This is a genomic window from Mycobacterium sp. (assembly GCF_029961025.1).
Classification (GTDB): domain Bacteria; phylum Actinomycetota; class Actinomycetes; order Mycobacteriales; family Mycobacteriaceae; genus Mycobacterium.
Window position 1 is genome coordinate 25,435 of record NZ_JASBVP010000003.1, and the last position, 18,798, is coordinate 44,232.

Here is an 18,798-nt window from a genome sequence, read left to right on the forward strand (position 1 = left end):
GCGCGGTCCGCGGCATCGGCGGACACATGAGTGAGCTGCGCGCAGCGTTCGGCGCCCAGGGCGTCAAAGAAGCGCACGCAGGGTAGCGGTGTCGCACCCGGGCGCCGCCCACACCAGCCGGCCACCGTCGTGATCAACCACCACCGTGATTCTGTGGTGGCGCTTGTAGGAGATTTCATCAATGCCGATCCGGCGCCTGTCCGCTTATCGACACCCAGCAGCCCACGCCATAACCTCACAGTGCGCACGTCGTTGCCCGCTCCTTTGGTTCCTGACCTTCGACAAGCCAGAATCCTTAAGCGACAACGACGTGCGCCCTCTCAGAACAGCAGCCCGCCCACGGAAATGCCAGAAGAGCCGGAGAATTCCGCAATTCAGGTAGTTCAAATTCGGCGATAGAGTAGTCCGTTACGCGTTTCTTGCACCCACCGCGCACCTATAGTTCGGACTCAACTTGATGGTTGCATGGTTCTTGAGCGCGGGAGGATCCCATGAGTGGCGTGACGTTGAGCACTGCGACTTGGACGCCGATCGGGCCCGCGCCGGTCAATACCGCCGATGCACGCAAGATGATCTCCGGACGGGTTCAGGCCGCGGCGACTGATCCAACCGCCCCCGACACGGTCTATCTCGGCGCTGATGGTGGTGGCGTCTGGAAGAACATCAATCCGCCGAGCTGGACTCCGCTCACCGACCAGCAGCCAAGCCTGCAATTCGGCACCGGCTTCAGCTATCACCCGCTCGTGGTGCATCCGGCGGAACACAATCTGGTGCTCGGACTCGTTAGCGGGCCGGGGGCCGGGATCCTCAAATCCACCAATGCAGGCCAGGACTGGCAATTGCTGGCCAACAGCCAGTTCAACGATCAACAGCTGCTGTCGCTGGCGGTGCATCCCACAGACACAAACACGATGTTCCTGGCCGCGGGATGGGATGGGGCGTGGAAATCCATAGACGGCGGAACCTCCTGGAAGCAGATCAGCGGCGGACTGCCCGCCAACGGATTCGTGTGTGATCTCATCATCGCCAACTTCGACCCGAGCACTCTCTACGCCGCGGTGATCGGGTTCAGGAGTGCAACGCAGCAGGCCCAGAACGGCGTGTACCAGAGCACCGATGGCCAGGGGGCGGTGTGGACGCAGTTGAGCGGAGGACTGCCCAGCGGCGCCGCGCTCGGCGTCCAGGACGCGAAAGGCAACACGGCCGACGGCGCGGTTCGGATCGAATCAGGCAGCGGCGCGGGCGTGGTCTACGTGTCCATGCTGACGGTTGGCACGGACCCGACGAAGGGGGTGACCGCAGTCCAGCGCTTCCGCACCACCAATGGCGGCACGAACTGGTCACCCCTCGCGGCATCTCCCGGAGGGCTTGAAGCTCGCTCATGGCATCTGCTTTTGGCGGTCGATCCCGGAAACGACAATCACATCTTCGTCAACGACGCCTACTCACTGTTCGAGAGCACCAATGCCGGCCAGAACTGGGCGCCGGCCGATGCCGGCATTGGGTACGACTACGTGAACCTGACGTTCGACGCCAACGGGCAGGCGGTGGTGACGGGAGACCAAGGAGTGTGGCGCTACGACGCGGCCACACAGAGTTTGACTTCCCGCATTGAGGATCTTGAGGTCTCCGAGTTCTACACGATATGCCTTGACCCCAGCACCGCGGGCGTCGCCTACGCCATCGGGCAGGACATCGGCTCGGCCAAGTTCTCCGGCCAGACCGAATGGCAGGCCATAGGCGGTGTAGGCGAGACCGGCAAGATCGTCGTCAACCCCAATAACACCAGCGAGCTTTTCGGATTCAATCCGCTCGACACCAACAACTTCGTTGTGACATCTCCGGATGCGGCTAAGACGTGGAAAACGGTGTTTCCGGCCTCGAAGCTCAGTGCCGCTTTCCTTAAGACGTACAACACATCGGGCGGTTATGCTTTTGCCTATTTGTCGCAGAAGGCGTTCGCCATGGACCCGTCGAATCCCGCGCGGCTTCTGGTCGTCGCTGACCGCGTGTTCGAGACCACCAACTCAGGCGCTAGCTGGAACGACATCAGCGGGGTGCTCTCGCAAGATAAGAACAACCCCTTCGTCGCCGCCCTGGCGATCGCGCCCTCGGACCCCAATACGGTGTATGCCTCCACCCAGGACGGCCACCTATGGGTGACCCACGACGATGGCGCCACCAAGTGGACGCAGCTCGACACTGGACTTTCCGGAGTTGCCATAGATATTCGCGTCGATCCCAACGACGCTAACCACGCGTTCGCGGTCGCCGGCAACAATGTGTGGCATCTGCCGTCGTCGGCGACTACCTGGGTCAACATAACCGGCAGCATCCCTAACGATCTCGGCCTGTACACCGTGTTCGTATGGTGGCAGCCGACGGGCTCCACGCTGTTCGTGGGCACCGATCGCGGGATCTACCGATCCGACGACATCGGCGCCACCTGGGCGAAATGGGTTGTTGCGGGGCTGCCGAACGTGCGGGTCAATGACCTGCAAGGCGAGACGCTGAACGGGCAGCTGCTGCTGGCGGCCGCAACGTTCGGCCGAGGCGCGTGGGAGATCCCGGTGGTGGCGCGCGCGGTGAATTTCGAGCTGCATCGTGACCACTATGGGCAAGACGAAATCGACGCACTGCGCAACCAGTCCCTCACCCACGACGCGGTTGTCGGCGGTGGACCAGCCCAATCGCCTATCTGCGTGACGGTGGACGGGTTCACCGCCCGCGAGCTCGGCGTCACCGGCCCCGGGTCGTACACGGTCGGCCCACAAATCACGTTCAACCCCCCGACCGGTGTGAACGGCGGACTCCCGGTGAACCCTGTCAGCCTGGACTCGACCGAAGGCTCCTTCCCACCAGACGACCTGCAGCGCTTCAGGTTTCACTACAACGTCGACTTCGGCACTGACGACAGCGCATTCAACTTTTCGGGCTTGACCGAGGAGGTGGACCTTTCCGCCACGTACCAGGGTTTGACCGCGCAGGGACAGGTCACGTTCATGAAACAGCCTGACCCCTTCATCATGCAGGGCGCGCAAACTTGGTGGCTCAGCTCCGACGTGCGACTCATCCAGGTGGCCCAAGGCGACAGCGCATTCGGCGTGCCGATGGGCACCGACCCGTTCCAATTCCTCCAAGAGCTCACTACTACTCTCACCAAATACCAGGGACGGGTTCCCGTTGGCGGGGGCGTTATTGAGTCGTTTGACGACAATATCGACGAACAGCAGGAAATGATCACGGTCGCGCCCCTGGTTGAGCGCGGGTTCTTAAACTTCGTTCCGGTATTCAATTTCGCGATCGCGCGAGTGCATTACCAGGCCCTGATCCAGCCAGCCAGCCACGTGCGGGTGTTCTTCCGGCTGTTCGGGGGCAATAGCACCGACACGAGCTTCCATGTGGGTTCGACTTACCGGCGGGTCCCGGCCACCTACCCGGTCCCGCCGGCGAACTACGGCCAACCAGTCACCGCGACCGGCGGTGTCGTCGGCTCCGAATATGTGTCATTGCCATGCTACGGGGTTCCGCGACAAGCCCCTGACCAATCCGGCAACCCCGGCACGCTGCCCGCCAAGCAGTTCGACACCTTTAACGACCTCACCCTTAACGCCACCGGAGGACCCGTTCAGGACACCTTCTACGGGGCTTTCCTCGACATCAACCAGTCCGCCAACGCGCTGCCCCACCCTGTGCCCGCCGGCAACCCCGATGGCCCGTGGCCACCCGGCACAGCGGGAAACAGCGATCTGGAGCCGCTGGCAAAGGCGTTTGCTCGCAACGACCACCATTGCGTCGTAGCTGAGATCGCATTCGACCCCGTGGCCATCGCGGACGGCACCCAGCCGTTCAACTCCGACAAACTTGCCCAACGCAACCTCGCCTGGAGCACGGTCGCCAATCCCGGCACCCACGCCTCTCGCATCGCTTTCCAGAACTTCGAGGTGCGACCCTCCCCGGTGTCGCTGCAGGCGGGTGATACGCCCGACGAAATCCTGATTGACTGGAACACCGTCCCCGCGGGCAGCACCGCCGAAATCTATCTGCCCGCTGTTGATGCTGACGCGGTCATCGCCACCGCCGACCGACTCTATCCCCATCGGCTGACCCGGGTCGACGCGCACACAATCGGCGTCCCAGCTGGTGGGCTCACCTACATCCCGCTGCCCACCGGTGTGGCTGGCGGCGCCAACTTCGCCGGCCTCATCTCCGTGGAGCTTCCAGCGGGCATCCGGGCCGGAGAACTCCACACACTCACCGTTCACCAACTAACCCGCGCGACAGCTGACATCACGCCGCCGCCGCCACCACCGCAAATCCAGATCGAAGCGGTCGTCGCGAGAAACAACAAATCGAGTGATCCCAGCAACACGATCAGTTGGCGCACGGTGCTCGGCAGCTTCCAAATCAATGTGCCCGTGAGCACCAAACAGCTCATGCTGCCAAAGGAAGAGATCCGGCTGTCGATCTTCCGCTGGATCGCCCAATCAATCGCACCAAGCGAACGCTGGTACCCCGTGTTTCAACGCTTTCTGGGTCTGCTGGCCAACAAGGTCGCCGACCTCGGCGGCAATCCCGACCAAATCACGCCATCCGCCAACGGCTTCGACGGCATCCCCGGCAAGCACAAACCCCGCCCGCCGGTGCATGAAGGGTTCGAATATGGCGGTGTCACCGGCAAGATCGACGGTCTGCTGTTCGACCACTTCGGCGATTTCGAAGGCTTCGTGCTCGAACTGTTCCACGGGACTAAGCGCAAATTCGCCAGCCGACAACGCGACATCGAAACCCTCGCCCGCGCCGCGTTTGAGCACCGCACTCTCGTCACCGTCAGTCACACAGAACATGACCCCGAAGCCGTATGCACACTCGCGTTCAGAACACGCGCACCGTGGCGCCATGACTAGCGACCCTTGGTCGCTAGGACTTTGAGGTTGTCTTGAGTTTTCAGGCGGCCCTTGGCAGGAGGCGGGCGTTGTCGATGCGTTCAGTGACGTGAGTTTCAATGGTAAGCAATGCGTTTCGCAGTGCCGGTGGTGCAGGTGGTTGGTTTGCTGCGAGGAGGGGGCGCAGCAGGCGGTTGTGCAGTTTGGTGTAGAAGATCGCGAACCGCAGCCCGTCGGGGGTGAGGCGATACAGGTTGCGGCCCGGGATTCGGGTGATCAGGCCGTTGACACGTAACCGGGTCAGGTCGTAGCTGGCCTGGTTCATGGTGTAGGCGGTGCCGTCGAGCAGTCCGGTCATCAAGGCGCGCAGGCTCTTGTTGGTGATGCCGGTGACGGCGAGCATCGTCGTGCACAGGGCGCCGGCCAGGGCTTTTACCCGAGGATCGCCGAACCGTAAGGCCGGGGTCCTCCTGCCATCCTCGGTGAGGGTGGGCCGCGCGATCCGCTCAAAGGCTGGACTCGCAAGGACACAGCCCTGGCCGACACGTTCAGTATCGAGCAGGCGGCGATTGATTGCACGTGCGCGGGCGGCCAGCTCGTCGAGATGGACCAGGCGCCGCTGGCAGCGCAGGTCATCGGGTGAGTTGATGACGGTCTCGACCCGCAGCGCCCGCTCGTGTTTCAAGTACTGCTTGATGCGCGAGCTTTTGTAGAAGGCGTTGACGGTCACGTCGGTGCCGCGGGTGACGATCTTCGTTTTTGGCACACTGAATCGCCCTGGAAATGCTGGAGGCTCCAGACCTTGGAATCGAGGATGGAGTCATGCCGAAGAAACAGTCACCGCCGAGCAAGCCGACGAGTCGCCGCTACAGCGCCGAGCAAAAGGCCGGAGCGGTACGGATGGTCCGGACATTACGGGCGGAGTTGGGTAGCGACCACGGCGTTGTCGCCCGGGTCGCCGATCAGCTTGGCTACGGGGTGGAGTCGGTGCGGACCTGGGTGCGCCAGGCCGACATCGACGACGGCTATCAGCCCGGGGTGTCGACCACCGAGGCGCGACGCATGAAGGAACTCGAACAGGAGAATCGAGAACTCAAGCGCGCCAACGAGATACTGAAACGAGCGGCGAGTTTCTTCGGGGCGGAGCTCGACCGCCAACACAAGAAATAGTCGACTTCATCGACGCCAACCGGGAAGAATTCGGGGTCGAGCCCATCTGCACCGTGCTGCACAGCGCAGGCGTGTCGGTGGCCCCGAGCACCTACTACGCTGCCAAGAAACGCGGCCCGTCGAAACGAGCCTGCCGGGATGCGGTCATGGGTCCGGTCCTGGTCAAGCTCTTCGAGGACAACTACAGCGTCTACGGCGCCCGTAAGCTGCACAAAGCCGCCGTCAGGGCCGGCCACGACATCGGCCGCGACCAGGTAGCGCGGCTGATGCGCGCCGCCGGCATCGCCGGGGTGCGCCGCGGCAAGAAGGTCCGCACCACCCGACCTGAAGAAGGTGCCCAACGCCACCCGGACCTGGTCAAGCGGAACTTCACCGCAGACGCCCCCAACCAGCTGTGGGTGACCGATCTGACGTTCGTGCCCACCTGGGCTGGGGTGGCCTACGTCTGCTTCATCATCGACGTGTTCAGCCGGATGATCGTCGGCTGGCGGGTGGCCTCGAACATGCGCACCACGATGGTGCTTGATGCCATTGAGATGGCCCGCTGGTCGCGCGGAGCTGTGTTGGCGGGCTTGCGCTGTCACTCAGACGCCGGCAGCCAGTTCACCTCGCTTCGCTATACCGAGCGCCTCGCCGAGATCGGCGCAGTGCCCTCGATCGGCACCGTAGGCGACAGCTACGACAACGCTCTGGCCGAGACCGTCAACGGCTACTACAAGGCCGAGCTGATCTACGGTCCCGCGCGGCCCGGCCCGTGGAAGACCGTCGAAGACGTCGAGCTAGCCACCCTCGGCTGGGTGCACTGGCACAACACCGCCCGGTTGCACGGCTACCTCGGCCACCTACCGCCAGCAGAATTCGAGGACACGTTCTACGCTGGCAGACGGACCGACCAAGCCCTGGTCGGAATCCAATAAACCGAGCCTCCATCGAACCCAGGGCGGTTCACACAGTCGATTTTTGGGGGCCTGCCCGGGCGTCGGGGGCCGTGGAAGATCAGTTCCACACTGTCGGGGCGGCCGATGTCGAGGTTGTCGGCGACCAAGGATTCAAAAAACGAGCGGGCGTGCCGTGGGGCGTCGAACACCAGGGTGCGTGAGACCTCGATCTGGCGCATCGACAGTTCCCACCAGTAGCCCGCGGCGCGATCGGTATCGGTCAGCGGCAATGGCAGCCGGCTCATCCAACGCTCGAAGAACACCATGATCGCCCCTGGGCCCAGCCGGTCACAGATGGCTTGCAGCGCGACGGGATCCGCACAACTGGCAAACCCGTTGGACAGCTCGGTGAAATCGATACCGGCCTGGCTGGCCTGGCGTTTTGCGTACTCGTGGCCATTGAGCCACACCTTGATCGGGTAGGGGAAATAGGTGCAGACCTTGATGAACGCCGGCCCGAAATCGACATCCCAGACATACAAATAAAAACACGACACCCGCCGGTCGGCCTTGCAAAACGAAAACCATGGAACACCGTTGTTGCCGATATGTTTTGCCGAGGCGAACACGTTCTGAAACTCCTGGGCGGTGCCGATCGCGGCCACGCCGGATTGGCCGGTGCGCGCCTGGCGAGCCAGATATGGGCGCATCACCTCGATCTTGCGGTCGTCCTTGGAGAACCGCACCAGCGGGATCTCATTGCCGACGGCGAAGCGCTCCACAGCTTTGCGAAACGTCGCGCCGATCTTTTCAATGATCGCCGGAGAGGGGATCGGATAGCCCAGATGCGCGGTCATAAACGACACCACCTGCCCGCCCACCTGCAGATTAGGCACATAGCCGTTCAGATAGATCCGATCCATGCACTCCACATCCAGGACCACATGCCCATCAAGGACATCGTTGACCGTCACAACCGCAGCCATGATCCTCAGCCTGCTCGGTCAAAGCGATCCTGACCAGCGCCCAGCCTGGCGGCGGCTTCGGAGCGTGAGGGCAGGCTCGGACCGCCACTCAACCACCAGCCAACCGCAACGACCCACCCAACCCGACCACCCACCTCGGCGGTCCGAGGCTGGCCTCACTGGGGGAGTAACCATGAAATACATCCCGGAGCAGCACGGAGCGAGGAGTCGTGAGCGGACCCCGAAGCGATGCGAACGCGATGCGCACAAAACCGCGGCGATGCGGGGTCATGTTCTACCGTTCGCCGTGAAGGACTTCAGGGCCCACGTCCGCGAGCTCAAACCAGCAACCCTCCGGGTTATCAGCCGAACGCTTCCGCCGATTGAGCGCGGATTCCGCAACCCCGACAACTCCGCCCCCCGGATACCATTCCACTGTACTGGCCAACAACGGACCGCAACCCAGACTTCAGGCTGATTGCCCGGTCAAAATCGAAGAGCGCTTATTGGGGCAGCTCAGCGCCCCAGCCAGAGAGCCTAACGACTCATCAGCCTGCTCGCCGAACACCGCAACCACCGTACATTCGACCGAACTCCCGGACCGAACAATGCCAAAGGCGGCCCAAGAACAGCTGCTGAATTCGGGCCGCTAATCCGAAAAAGCAGGTTATAGTCGGCCGGTGATCAGCAGCCATTCGTTTCCAGGGCGTGACAGCGAATTAGCTGCTATTCGCCGCGCACTGAGCGGGGTTGGCAATTACTCCGGCGTCGTCATTGTCGGAGCCGCCGGCGTGGGCAAGACACGACTCGCGCGTGAAGTGCTGGCCCGCGTCGAAGCGTCAGGTGAGCGGACATGCTGGATTGTGGGTACCCAGTCCGCGCGCCAGCTCCCACTGGGTGCGTTCACGGCATCCATATGCAACACCATGTCCAATCCGATATCTGACGTGCGGCGCGTCATCAATTCCTTTATCACGCAACAACGTCAGGGTCGTGTGCTGATCGGGGTCGACGATGCGCACCTTCTCGACGGATTATCGGCGCACGTCGTACACCAGCTGGCCCAGGCCCGTGGGACACGGCTGGTGGTCACGGTGCGCACCGGCGGGGACGAGCCCGATGCGATCACCGCGCTGTGGAAAGATGACCTGCTCGCCCGCCTAGACCTCCAACCGCTGTCGGCTCCGGACACCCACCGCCTGATCGAGGCCAGGCTTGGCGGCGCGGTGGATAGTCGCAGCGCCAAGCGGTTCTGGAAACTGACCGGAGGCAACGCGCTGCATCTGCGGCAACTGCTCAAGGATCAGATCGCCGCCGGAGCAATACGGCAGGTCGCCGGGGTGTGGATGTGGGACGAGCGCGTCGCGGTATCCTACAGCATCGGCGATATGGTCGGTCGGCAATTGAGCCGGCTCGCCCCCGATGTGGCGCTGGTCGTCGACACGTTGTCGCAATATGAGCCGCTGGCGGTGGACGTGCTCTGCGACCTGGTGCACCGCCGCGATCTCGAGGCGGCCGAACAGATGAACCTGGTCACCGTGGAACGCAGCGGCTCCAAGCTGATGGCCCGACTGGCACATCCGCTGTTCGGTGAGCTTCGGCGGGCCGCGGCCAGCGAGATGTATCTGTCACGAATCCGCGGCAAGCTGGCACAACGGCTGGCCAAAGACATCGACGCCGACCTGGAGGCTACGGTGCGCCGGGCGCTGCTGGCCCTCGAATCAGACCTTCCCCCCGACCCGCACCTGTTCTTGGAGGCGGCGCGGTTGGCGATGACGCTGCTCGACCTGGACCTGTCCGACCGATTCGCCGCTGCCGCAGCCGATGCGGGGGTTAGCGAGGCTGTCGGCCTGCGCGCGATAAGCCTGGCCGGGCGCGGGCATGGCGAGCAGGCCGAGACGGTCCTAGCCGGGATCGGCGTGGATGACCCCGACGGACATCACTGGGCGACCGTGCGGGCGGCGAACCTGATCTGGAATCTCGGCCGACCCCGGGAGGCGTCGGCCATTCTCGACGCCCTGGCATCCACGCGGGAATCCGCGGCGCAACGGGCCGAGCGCGCCGCGGTCGAATCCTGCGTGGATGCGGTGATGGCCCGCTGCGAAACCGCGGCGGAGAAGGCAGGGAGGGCGCTGCGTTCGCCGACACTGCCCGACTTTCACGCCATGCTGGCGTCCATCGCGCTGACCATCGCTCAGGGCGCGCTCGGCAGACTTGATGACATCACCGATGTCGTGGTGGAGGCCATCGACCGCGCGATCACGTCGTTTCAGGCGTCGCCGATGAGGTTCTGGTATGGCGCCGTCTACGCGCGCGCCTGCCGGTTGAACGGGCGCATCGACGAATGCGTGCGCTCGGCCAAGCAGCTATCCGAGTCGGTACGCGACTTTCCCGGTCTTGCCTATGCGAACCTTGCATTCTTGCTGGGCCACGCCGAGTTGGTTCGCGGGGAGCTTCCCGCTGCAGTGAAACTTCTGCACGAGGCGCTGGCCGGGGCGGAAAAGCACAGCGTCACAACCGGTTTACGGCTGGCGAGCTGCTTCGCGTTGGCCGAAGGCCACGCCAAGCTGGGTCAGCCGGATGCCGCGAATGCCGCGATCGCCGAAGCACGGCAATGTGTGCCGGCCGACCACCTGTTCATGCAGACCGGTCTGGCGGTGGCCAGCGGCTGGGCACTGGCGGCCAGCGGCTACCTGAGCGACGCGATCTCGGTTGCCCGTGCTGCCGGCGAGGATGCGCGCAAGCGCAATCAGCCAACGCATGAACTGGCCTGCCTGCAGGTGGCGGCTCAATGGGGCGACACGTCGGGGGCGACACGCGCGCGTGAACTGGCCAATGAATTATCGCTTCCCCTTGCTGATGCCGTTGCGCGGCATACGGAATCGTTGCGCGCCGACGACGGGGAGGGTCTGCTCGCGGCATCGGCCGACTACCGGGCCCTCGGCGATCGTGCCGCCGCCGCCGACGTCGCCGCCCAGGCGGCCGTGGCGTTCAGCCGCCACCAGCAGCGCAAGCGCAGTCTGCATGCCGCAGCGTCGGCGCAGCAGCTGGCCACCGACAGTGGCGGGCTGTGCACGCCTGCGCTGCGAAATCCCATAGGCCAACCGGTGACCGGCCGTCAGCGCGAGGTCATCGAACTGGTCGCCGCGGGGTTATCCAACAAGCAGATCGCCGAGCGGCTCGTCATGTCGGTGCGCACCGTTGAGGGGCACGTGTATCGCGCGTACCAGCGCCTGGGAGCCGGGTCGCGCGAGGAGCTGGTCGAGATATTGCGAGCCGGCCCGGGTGGCTCATAATCTGTCTATTTCTCGTGACATGCGGGAGCGCTCGAGGTACCAGCTGTGAGCGTAGTGGGGTCACGGGGCGGCGGGCGCAAGGCGGCGGCGACACGAAGCGCGCCGATAATTCGGCGGGTGATCTTGGACCGTGGCCGCGCGGCTGCCGCGGTGCCGAATATCACCTCCTGCTCAGTGATCAGAACCGGTGGCTGTGGGTCGGTGACCAGGGCCAGGGGCTGTGATAGCCGACATTACCTACGGTCGGTTGGGTGCCGGTGATGGCATCCTGCGTCGTCTCGATGGGCAGTCTTGGGATCGGGATGCCCGTTGCCTTGGCATCTCTAATATAGGTGCCCAGGCCGACCGCTGGCCCAGTAGCTCCACGAGTCGGTCCGCGAGATGCCGATCATGCCAGCGTCCGGCACGAACTGTGCCGGCACCGGTGCCGGTGGCTCGCGCCGGGATTAGCTGCACAGCGGATCGTGCTGGATACGTTCCGGCGGCGCGCCTTTGGCGATCAGCGCGGCCTTGGTGGCGCGTACCATGGCCGGTCCGCCGCAGATCAAGATCTGGCGGTCGCTCCAACTGCCGTATTTGGTCACCACTTCGGGTAGTCGACCCGTCTGGCGCACGTGCAGCCCGCGCGGGGGTGTGCAATCGGGATAGTCCGCCGCCCATGGCGGGTTATCGGTGTACTCCGACACCGGGGAGACCGATAGCCACGGATTGTGCGCGGCGATCCGCCACAGTGTGGGCAGGTCGTAGAGCTCGCACGGGTAGCGGCCACCGAAGAACACGTGCACCCGGGGGTTCACCCCCCATCGGCTGAGGTCCATGATGATCGAGCGCAACGGCGCCAGACCGGTGCTGCCGGCCACCATCAGCACGTCACCCCCTTCTCGGTCGACCTGCAGGCCGCCGTGGGGGCCGGACAACCGCCACCGGTCGCCGGGCCGGGTCTCAGCCACGATGGCGGGGCTGACCAAACCACCCGGAACTGCCCGCACGTGAAATTCGATACCGCCGCCCTCGTCGGGCGGGATGGCCGGTGTCAGGTATCGCCAGCGCCGCGGGCACTGCGGGATCGCGACGTTGACGTATTGCCCGGGGCAATAGTCCAGCGGACGGTCCAGCTGCAGCCGCACCACCGCCAGATCGCGGGAGACCCGCAGGTGCTCGACCACCGTGCCGTCGCACCAGGGCGGCCCGTCGTCGGCATCGGCGGCCCCGCTCATCACCCCGGTGATCAGGTGGAGCGACTGGCGGGCCGCGTCGTCGACGGCATCGGTCCAGGCGGCGCCCAACTGGCTGCGCAGCGTTTCATATAACGCTTGGCGCATGGTCCGGTAATGGGCTTCGGTGACACCGTATTTGCGGTGATCCCGCCCCAGCTGGGCGAGAAGCGCCACCGGTTCCTGAGCCCGCTGCGCGACCAGCTGGCCGTACACCCAGCTCAGCGCGTGGGCGAAGGCCGCTCGTTGATGACCCATGTCGGGCGGGAAGAGATCACGCAGCGACACGTCGCGGGCGAACCAGTGGGTGTAGAACCGCCCGATCAGCCCCTGGGCCTCGCAGGCATGCTCCTGACAGAAGGCTTCGTGCAGCACCCGCAGCGCATCCCGGTCCTCGAGGCCCACGGGCGCCGATCTTAAGCCGCGGTGCTACCCGGCGAAGAACCGCCGCTCCCGAAGGCACCGTGCAGCGCCCCACGGGTTTGGGCCGCCACCCCTTATCGAGCCAGGCGGGTGGTCGGCGCCCGACTAAACCTGAGCGGAACAGACTCAACATTGACGGCGTTGAACAACCGGACAAGCATTTTCGACATCCTTTGACCCGGACGGAGGCCGTTGTGGACTCTTTCAACCCGACCACCAAGACTCAGGCGGCGCTGACCTCGGCCCTGCAGGCGGCCTCGGCCGCCGGCCACCCCGAGATCCGGCCCGCCCATCTGCTGATGGCGCTGCTGACGCAGCAAGACGGGATCGCCGCGCCGCTGCTGGAGGCCGTCGGGGTCCAGCCGGCCGCCGTCCGTGCCGAAGCGCAGCGCCTGTTGGACCGCTTGCCCCAGATCACCGGTGCCAGCTCGCAACCGCAGCTCTCCCGTGAGTCGCTGGCGGCCATCACCGCGGCACAACAGCTGGCCACCGAGTTGGACGATCAATACGTCTCCACCGAGCATTTGATGGTCGGGCTGGCCACCGGAGATTCCGACGTGGCCAAGCTGCTGAACGGCCACGGCGCCTCGCCGCAGGCCTTGCGGGAGGCCTTCGTCAAGGTGCGCGGCAGTGCCCGGGTCACCAGCCCCGATCCGGAGGCGACGTATCGGGCGCTGGAGAAGTACTCCACCGACCTGACCGCGGCCGCACGCGAGGGCAAGCTCGACCCGGTCATCGGGCGGGACAACGAGATTCGCCGTGTGGTGCAGGTGCTTTCACGCCGTACCAAGAACAACCCGGTGCTCATCGGTGAGCCCGGCGTCGGCAAGACCGCGATCGTGGAGGGCCTGGCCCAGCGGATCGTCGCCGGCGACGTGCCGGAGAGCCTGCGCGACAAGAGGATCGTCGCGCTGGACCTGGGATCGATGGTCGCCGGCTCCAAGTACCGCGGCGAGTTCGAGGAGCGGCTGAAGGCCGTGTTGGATGACATCAAGAACTCGGCCGGTCAGATCATCACCTTCATCGACGAGCTGCACACCATCGTCGGTGCCGGCGCCACCGGGGAAGGTGCGATGGATGCCGGCAACATGATCAAGCCGATGCTGGCCCGCGGGGAGCTGCGGCTGGTCGGTGCGACCACGCTTGACGAGTACCGCAAACACATCGAGAAGGACGCCGCGCTGGAGCGGCGTTTTCAGCAGGTGTTCGTGGGCGAGCCGTCGGTGGAGGACACCATCGGTATCCTGCGCGGGCTGAAAGACCGCTACGAGGTGCATCACGGTGTGCGCATCACCGACTCCGCGCTGGTGGCCGCGGCGACCCTGTCCGATCGCTACATCACCGCGCGGTTCCTGCCCGACAAGGCCATCGACCTGGTCGACGAGGCGGCGTCGCGTCTCAGGATGGAGATCGATTCGCGGCCGGTCGAGATCGATGAGGTCGAGCGCCTGGTGCGCCGCCTGGAGATCGAGGAGATGGCGCTCGCCAAAGAGGAGGACGAGGCGTCGAAGGAGCGCCTCGAGAAGCTGCGCGCCGAGCTCGCCGACCAGAAAGAAAAGCTGGCCGAGCTCACCACCCGCTGGCAGAACGAGAAGAACGCCATCGACACCGTGCGCGAGCTCAAGGAGCAGCTGGAGATCCTGCGTGGTGAATCCGAGCGCGCCGAGCGCGACGGCGACCTGGCCAAGGCCGCCGAGCTGCGTTACGGGCGCATCCCGGAGCTGGAGAAGAAACTCGACGCGGCACTGCCGCAGGCCCAGGCTCGTGAAGCGATGATGCTGAAGGAAGAGGTCGGGCCCGACGACATCGCCGAGGTGGTGTCGTCGTGGACCGGGATCCCGACCGGGCGGCTGTTGGAGGGCGAGACCACCAAGCTGCTGCGCATGGAAGATGAGCTGGCTAAGCGGGTGGTGGGCCAGAAGAAGGCCATCCGGGCGGTGTCCGACGCGGTGCGCCGCAGCCGGGCCGGCGTCGCGGACCCGAACCGGCCGACCGGGGCGTTCATGTTCCTCGGTCCCACCGGTGTCGGCAAGACGGAGCTGGCCAAGGCGCTGGCGGAGTTTTTGTTCGACGACGAGCGCGCGATGGTGCGCATCGACATGAGCGAGTACGGCGAGCGGCACTCGGTGGCCCGGCTGATCGGTGCCCCGCCCGGCTATGTCGGCTACGAGGAGGGTGGTCAGCTCACCGAGGCGGTGCGCCGACGGCCCTACACCGTGGTGTTGTTCGACGAGATCGAAAAGGCCCACCCGGACGTGTTCGACGTGCTGTTGCAGGTGCTGGACGAGGGCCGGCTCACCGACGGGCAGGGCCGCACGGTCGACTTCCGCAACGCCATCTTGATCCTTACGTCCAACCTGGGATCCGGCGGCACCGAGGAGCAGGTGATGGCCGCGGTGCGCGCGACGTTTAAGCCCGAGTTCATCAACCGGCTCGACGACGTGCTGGTTTTCGACGCCCTGACCCCGGAGGACCTGGTGCAGATCGTCGACATCCAGCTGGCCCAGATGCAGAAGCGGCTCAGCCAACGGCGGCTGCAGCTGAACGTGTCCCTGCCGGCCAAGCAATGGTTGGCCCAGCGTGGCTTCGACCCCGTCTACGGGGCCCGACCGCTGCGACGGCTGGTGCAGCAGGCCATCGGCGATCAGCTGGCCAAGCTGCTGCTGGCCGGTCAGGTGCACGACGGGGACACCGTGCCGGTGAACGTCAGCGCCGACGGAGAGTCCCTGGTGCTGGGCTGAGCCCGGCGGGCTGCACCGCCACGGCCGGTTACGGGCAAACCTTAATTCGGTTGTGACCTGCTCGCATTCCCGGTAGCGGGCTTCCAGCAGCTAGGCTACTGGGGATGGTGCCGCTGTGGTTCACGCTGGCCGCGCTGTGTTTCGTGGGCGCGGCCGTGCTGCTGTACGTCGACATCGATCGACGCCGCGGGCGCAGCAGGCGGCGTAAATCATGGGCACGATCGCATGGATTCGACTACGAGCGGGAATCCGCCGACCTGATCAAGCGCTGGAAACGCGGCGTGATCTCGACGGTAGGCGAGGTCTCGGCCCGCAACGTCGTGCTGGGTCAGATCCGCGGCGAGGCGGTGTTCATCTTCGACCTCGAAGAGGTGGCTACCGTGATCGCGCTGCATCGCCGGGTGGGCACCGGCGTCGTCATCGATATGCGGCTTAAAGGCCTGAAAGAGCCGCGAGAGAACGATATTTGGCTGCTCGGCGCGATCGGGCCGCGGATGGTGTACTCCACCAACCTGGATGCGGCCCGGCGGGCCTGCGACCGGCGCATGGTCACGTTTGCCCATACCGCCCCGGACTGCGCCGAGATCATGTGGAACGAGCAGAACTGGACATTGGTCAGCATGCCGATCTCCAGCACCCGCGCCGACTGGGACGAGGGTCTGCGCACGGTGCGTCAATTCAACGATTTGCTGCGGGTATTACCGCCGTTGCCGCAGCAGGCCGGACACTCGCCGCCGACGGCGCGCCGCAACGGGGCACCCAGCCGCCCGCTGGCACCGGCCGGCCGGGCGGAGCCGGCAGGGCGGGCGGAGCCGGCGCCCAGGCATGCCCAACGGGACCCGGGCGTCGCGCAGCCGGACACGGTTCACCGTGAGCCGCCGGGGGAGGAGCCCGCTCACCGAGACCGCCGACCCGGAAATACCGCCGGAAACATCGGGCGCCCCCCGTCACCGGGACGCAACGGCCGTCACGCCCCGCACTACCAGCTCTGATAGAGCACAACCGCATCCCGGGGCGGCCGCGGCGTTCGCTACGCTGGCGGTGATGCCTCGCCCCGTCGCCCTGATCACCGGACCCACGTCCGGAATCGGCGCCGGTTTCGCGCGACGGTACGCCGCCGAGGGCTATGACCTGGTGCTGGTGGCCCGCGGCGTTGACCGGTTGACGCAATTGGCGGGCGAACTGCGCAACGAGGCGGGCCGTGCCGTTGAGGTGCTGCCCGCCGACCTGGCGGATTCCACGGACCGCGGCAAGGTCGCCGACCGGCTGGCCGCCGGGGTGCGGGTGCTGGTGAACAACGCCGGTTTCGGCACGTCGGGTGAATTCTGGGTCACCGATCCGACCGTGCTGCAAGCGCAGCTGGATGTCAACGTGACCGCTGTGATGCAGCTGACCCGGGCCGCCCTACCACCGATGCTCGAGGCGGGTGCCGGCACGGTGATCAACATCGCCAGCCTCGCCGGCCTGCTGCCGGGCCGCGGGTCGACGTATTCCGCGTCCAAGGCGTGGGTGGTGGCGTTCACCGAGGGCCTGGCCGGTGGGCTCAAGGGTACCGGGGTGAGCGTGCATGCGGTGTGCCCGGGCTTCGTGCGCACCGAATTCCATCGCCGCGCCGGGATCGACATGGGCTCGCTGCCGTCATTCCTGTGGCTCGAGGTCGAGGACGTGGTGCGGGAAAGCCTGGCCGACATCGCTCGCGGCAAGGTGATCAGCATTCCCGGTGTGCAGTACCGAGCGCTGGTCGCCGCCGGACGACTGGTGCCGCGAAGCCTGGTGCGGAAAGCGGCCAACGTGATCGGCGGGGGCCGTGGCCGCACCTGAGTTGACCGTCACGGACCGCGACGAGCTGGCCGAGCTGGTGCGCCAGCTCTCGGTGATGCGCGGCCGATTCACGTTGGCGTCGGGCCGGCAAGCCGACTACTACGTCGACCTGCGCCGGGCCACGCTACACCACCGGGCCGCCCCGCTGATCGGCCGGCTGATCCGTGAGCTCACCGACGACTGGGACTACGCGGCGGTGGGCGGACTCACCCTGGGCGCCGATCCGGTGGCCTTTGCGGTCATGCACGCACCCGGACGCCCGATCGACGCCTTTGTGGTACGCAAGTCGGTGAAACCCTATGGCATGCAACGCCTTATCGAAGGGGCCGACGTTTGTGGACAGGCGGTTTTGGTGGTCGAGGACACCAGCACCACCGGCGCTTCGGCGTTGCGGGCGGTGCGCGCCGTGCGCGAAGCCGGCGGTGCGGTGGTCGGCGTGGCCACCGTTGTGGACCGCGCCACCGGTGCCGCAGAAGCCATCCAAGCCGAGGGCCTGGCCTACCGCAGCCTGCTGGGCCTGGCGGACCTGGGGCTAGAGCATGGCTGAGCTGTTGGGTGTGTGAGCCCGGCCCCACCGAATGGGGCGTACCGGCCGCCGGTGTGGGCCCCTGGACGGGTCCGCTGCCCACCGACCCGCGCTACGACCCGGTGCTGTTGCGTGAGGGGGACACCCGAAACGTCGTCGACGCTTACCGTTACTGGACCCGGGAGGCGATCATCGCCGACATCGATCAGCGGCGCCACCCGCTACATGTGGCGATCGAGAACTTCGGACACGACGCCAACATCGGTGCGGTGGTGCGCACCGCCAACGCCTTCGCCGTGGACACCGTGCACATCGTCGGCCGGCGGCGCTGGAATCGCCGCGGCGCCATGGTGACCGACCGCTATCAACGACTGTGCCACCACGACACCGTCGCCGACCTGCTGGGCTTCGCGGCACACGCCGGCCTGACTGTGGTCGCGGTCGACAACGTCCCGGGTGCCGCGCGACTGGAGCAGACGACTTTGCCGCGACGCTGCCTGATGATCTTCGGACAGGAAGGCCCCGGCCTCACCGACGAGGCTCGCGCGGGCGCGGCGTTGACGGCCTCGATCGCCCAGTTCGGCTCCACCCGTAGCATCAACGTCGCCGTCGCCGCCGGCATCGCGATGCACACCTGGATCACCCAGCACGGGGATCTCGGGCGGGCCTGGTAGGGCGCCGGCTCAAGCAGCCGCTGACCGAGCGCCACGGCCGTCGAATGGGCTCGGACGGCGTCGAGTGTGCACCCTTGGCGTCGAGTGTGCGCAGATGGCGGGATTTCGCCCCCGGTTTTCCCGCCCAGGGTGCACAGTCGAAGCCCAGGACGCACGGTCGATGTGGGCGGCCCAGCCGTACTGCGACCTGCTTTTGCCGGCGCA

At 65.8% G+C, this 18,798-nt stretch carries 11 protein-coding genes, 1 pseudogene and 1 other annotated feature; of the genes and pseudogenes, 8 read left to right on the plus strand and 4 right to left on the minus strand.

The window, feature by feature from the left end:
• Nucleotides 1-5 precede the first annotated feature (5 nt).
• Nucleotides 6-204: pseudogene (locus tag QJR12_RS03945) on the minus strand (transposase); the annotation flags it as partial.
• Nucleotides 205-491: 287 nt separating this feature from the next.
• Here QJR12_RS03945 and QJR12_RS03950 point away from each other — a divergent pair.
• The gene (locus QJR12_RS03950; RefSeq protein ID WP_300576638.1) at nucleotides 492-4,907 is read left to right on the plus strand and encodes a hypothetical protein; all 4,416 of its coding nucleotides are present in this window, start codon (nucleotides 492-494) and stop codon (nucleotides 4,905-4,907) included.
• Between the two features lie 40 nt (nucleotides 4,908-4,947).
• Here the strand turns inward: QJR12_RS03950 and QJR12_RS03955 are convergent, their stop codons facing one another.
• On the minus strand, nucleotides 4,948-5,652 hold the full coding sequence (locus QJR12_RS03955) for a hypothetical protein (RefSeq protein WP_300576640.1): 705 nt from the start codon (nucleotides 5,650-5,652) through the stop codon (nucleotides 4,948-4,950).
• Nucleotides 5,653-5,708: 56 nt separating this feature from the next.
• Between QJR12_RS03955 and QJR12_RS03960 the strand changes: the two genes are divergently transcribed.
• A protein-coding gene (locus QJR12_RS03960; RefSeq protein WP_300576643.1) for an IS3 family transposase occupies nucleotides 5,709-6,973 on the plus strand; the annotation gives its coding sequence in 2 pieces (ribosomal slippage) (nucleotides 5,709-6,015 and nucleotides 6,015-6,973; 1,266 coding nt in all).
• Nucleotides 6,011-6,142: a sequence feature (AL1L pseudoknot), on the plus strand. It overlaps the preceding gene by 132 nt.
• Here the strand turns inward: QJR12_RS03960 and QJR12_RS03965 are convergent.
• Nucleotides 6,928-7,920 (minus strand): hypothetical protein, encoded by a 993-nt coding sequence (locus QJR12_RS03965; protein ID WP_300576646.1) that lies wholly within the window; start codon nucleotides 7,918-7,920, stop codon nucleotides 6,928-6,930. The genes QJR12_RS03960 and QJR12_RS03965 overlap by 46 nt on opposite strands.
• Before the next feature lie 659 nt (nucleotides 7,921-8,579).
• Between QJR12_RS03965 and QJR12_RS03970 the strand changes: the two genes are divergently transcribed.
• The gene (locus tag QJR12_RS03970; RefSeq protein WP_300576649.1) at nucleotides 8,580-11,195 is read left to right on the plus strand and encodes a LuxR family transcriptional regulator; all 2,616 of its coding nucleotides are present in this window, start codon (nucleotides 8,580-8,582) and stop codon (nucleotides 11,193-11,195) included.
• Between the two features lie 446 nt (nucleotides 11,196-11,641).
• On the opposite strand, the gene QJR12_RS03975 is transcribed toward QJR12_RS03970, so the two are convergent.
• Nucleotides 11,642-12,814, minus strand: coding sequence for an FAD-binding oxidoreductase (locus QJR12_RS03975; protein WP_300576654.1), 1,173 nt, complete (start codon nucleotides 12,812-12,814; stop codon nucleotides 11,642-11,644).
• A gap of 212 nt (nucleotides 12,815-13,026) precedes the next feature.
• Here QJR12_RS03975 and clpB point away from each other — a divergent pair, with 212 nt between their 5' ends.
• The 5 genes from clpB (at nucleotide 13,027) to QJR12_RS04000 (ending at nucleotide 18,594) form a co-directional block, all read left to right on the plus strand.
• The gene (gene clpB / locus QJR12_RS03980; protein ID WP_300576656.1) at nucleotides 13,027-15,573 is read left to right on the plus strand and encodes an ATP-dependent chaperone ClpB; all 2,547 of its coding nucleotides are present in this window, start codon (nucleotides 13,027-13,029) and stop codon (nucleotides 15,571-15,573) included.
• A 104-nt stretch (nucleotides 15,574-15,677) separates the two neighbouring features.
• Nucleotides 15,678-16,565: a trehalose monomycolate transport factor TtfA gene (gene ttfA / locus QJR12_RS03985; protein WP_300576658.1), complete on the plus strand. Its 888-nt coding sequence runs from the start codon at nucleotides 15,678-15,680 to the stop codon at nucleotides 16,563-16,565.
• 52 nt (nucleotides 16,566-16,617) lie between these two features.
• Nucleotides 16,618-17,394, plus strand: coding sequence for an SDR family oxidoreductase (locus QJR12_RS03990; RefSeq protein ID WP_300576661.1), 777 nt, complete (start codon nucleotides 16,618-16,620; stop codon nucleotides 17,392-17,394).
• Between the two features lies 1 nt (nucleotide 17,395).
• Nucleotides 17,396-17,941 (plus strand): orotate phosphoribosyltransferase, encoded by a 546-nt coding sequence (pyrE, locus tag QJR12_RS03995; RefSeq protein WP_300579612.1) that lies wholly within the window; start codon nucleotides 17,396-17,398, stop codon nucleotides 17,939-17,941.
• Between the two features lie 8 nt (nucleotides 17,942-17,949).
• Nucleotides 17,950-18,594: an RNA methyltransferase gene (locus QJR12_RS04000; RefSeq protein ID WP_300576664.1), complete on the plus strand. Its 645-nt coding sequence runs from the start codon at nucleotides 17,950-17,952 to the stop codon at nucleotides 18,592-18,594.
• Nucleotides 18,595-18,798 lie beyond the last annotated feature (204 nt).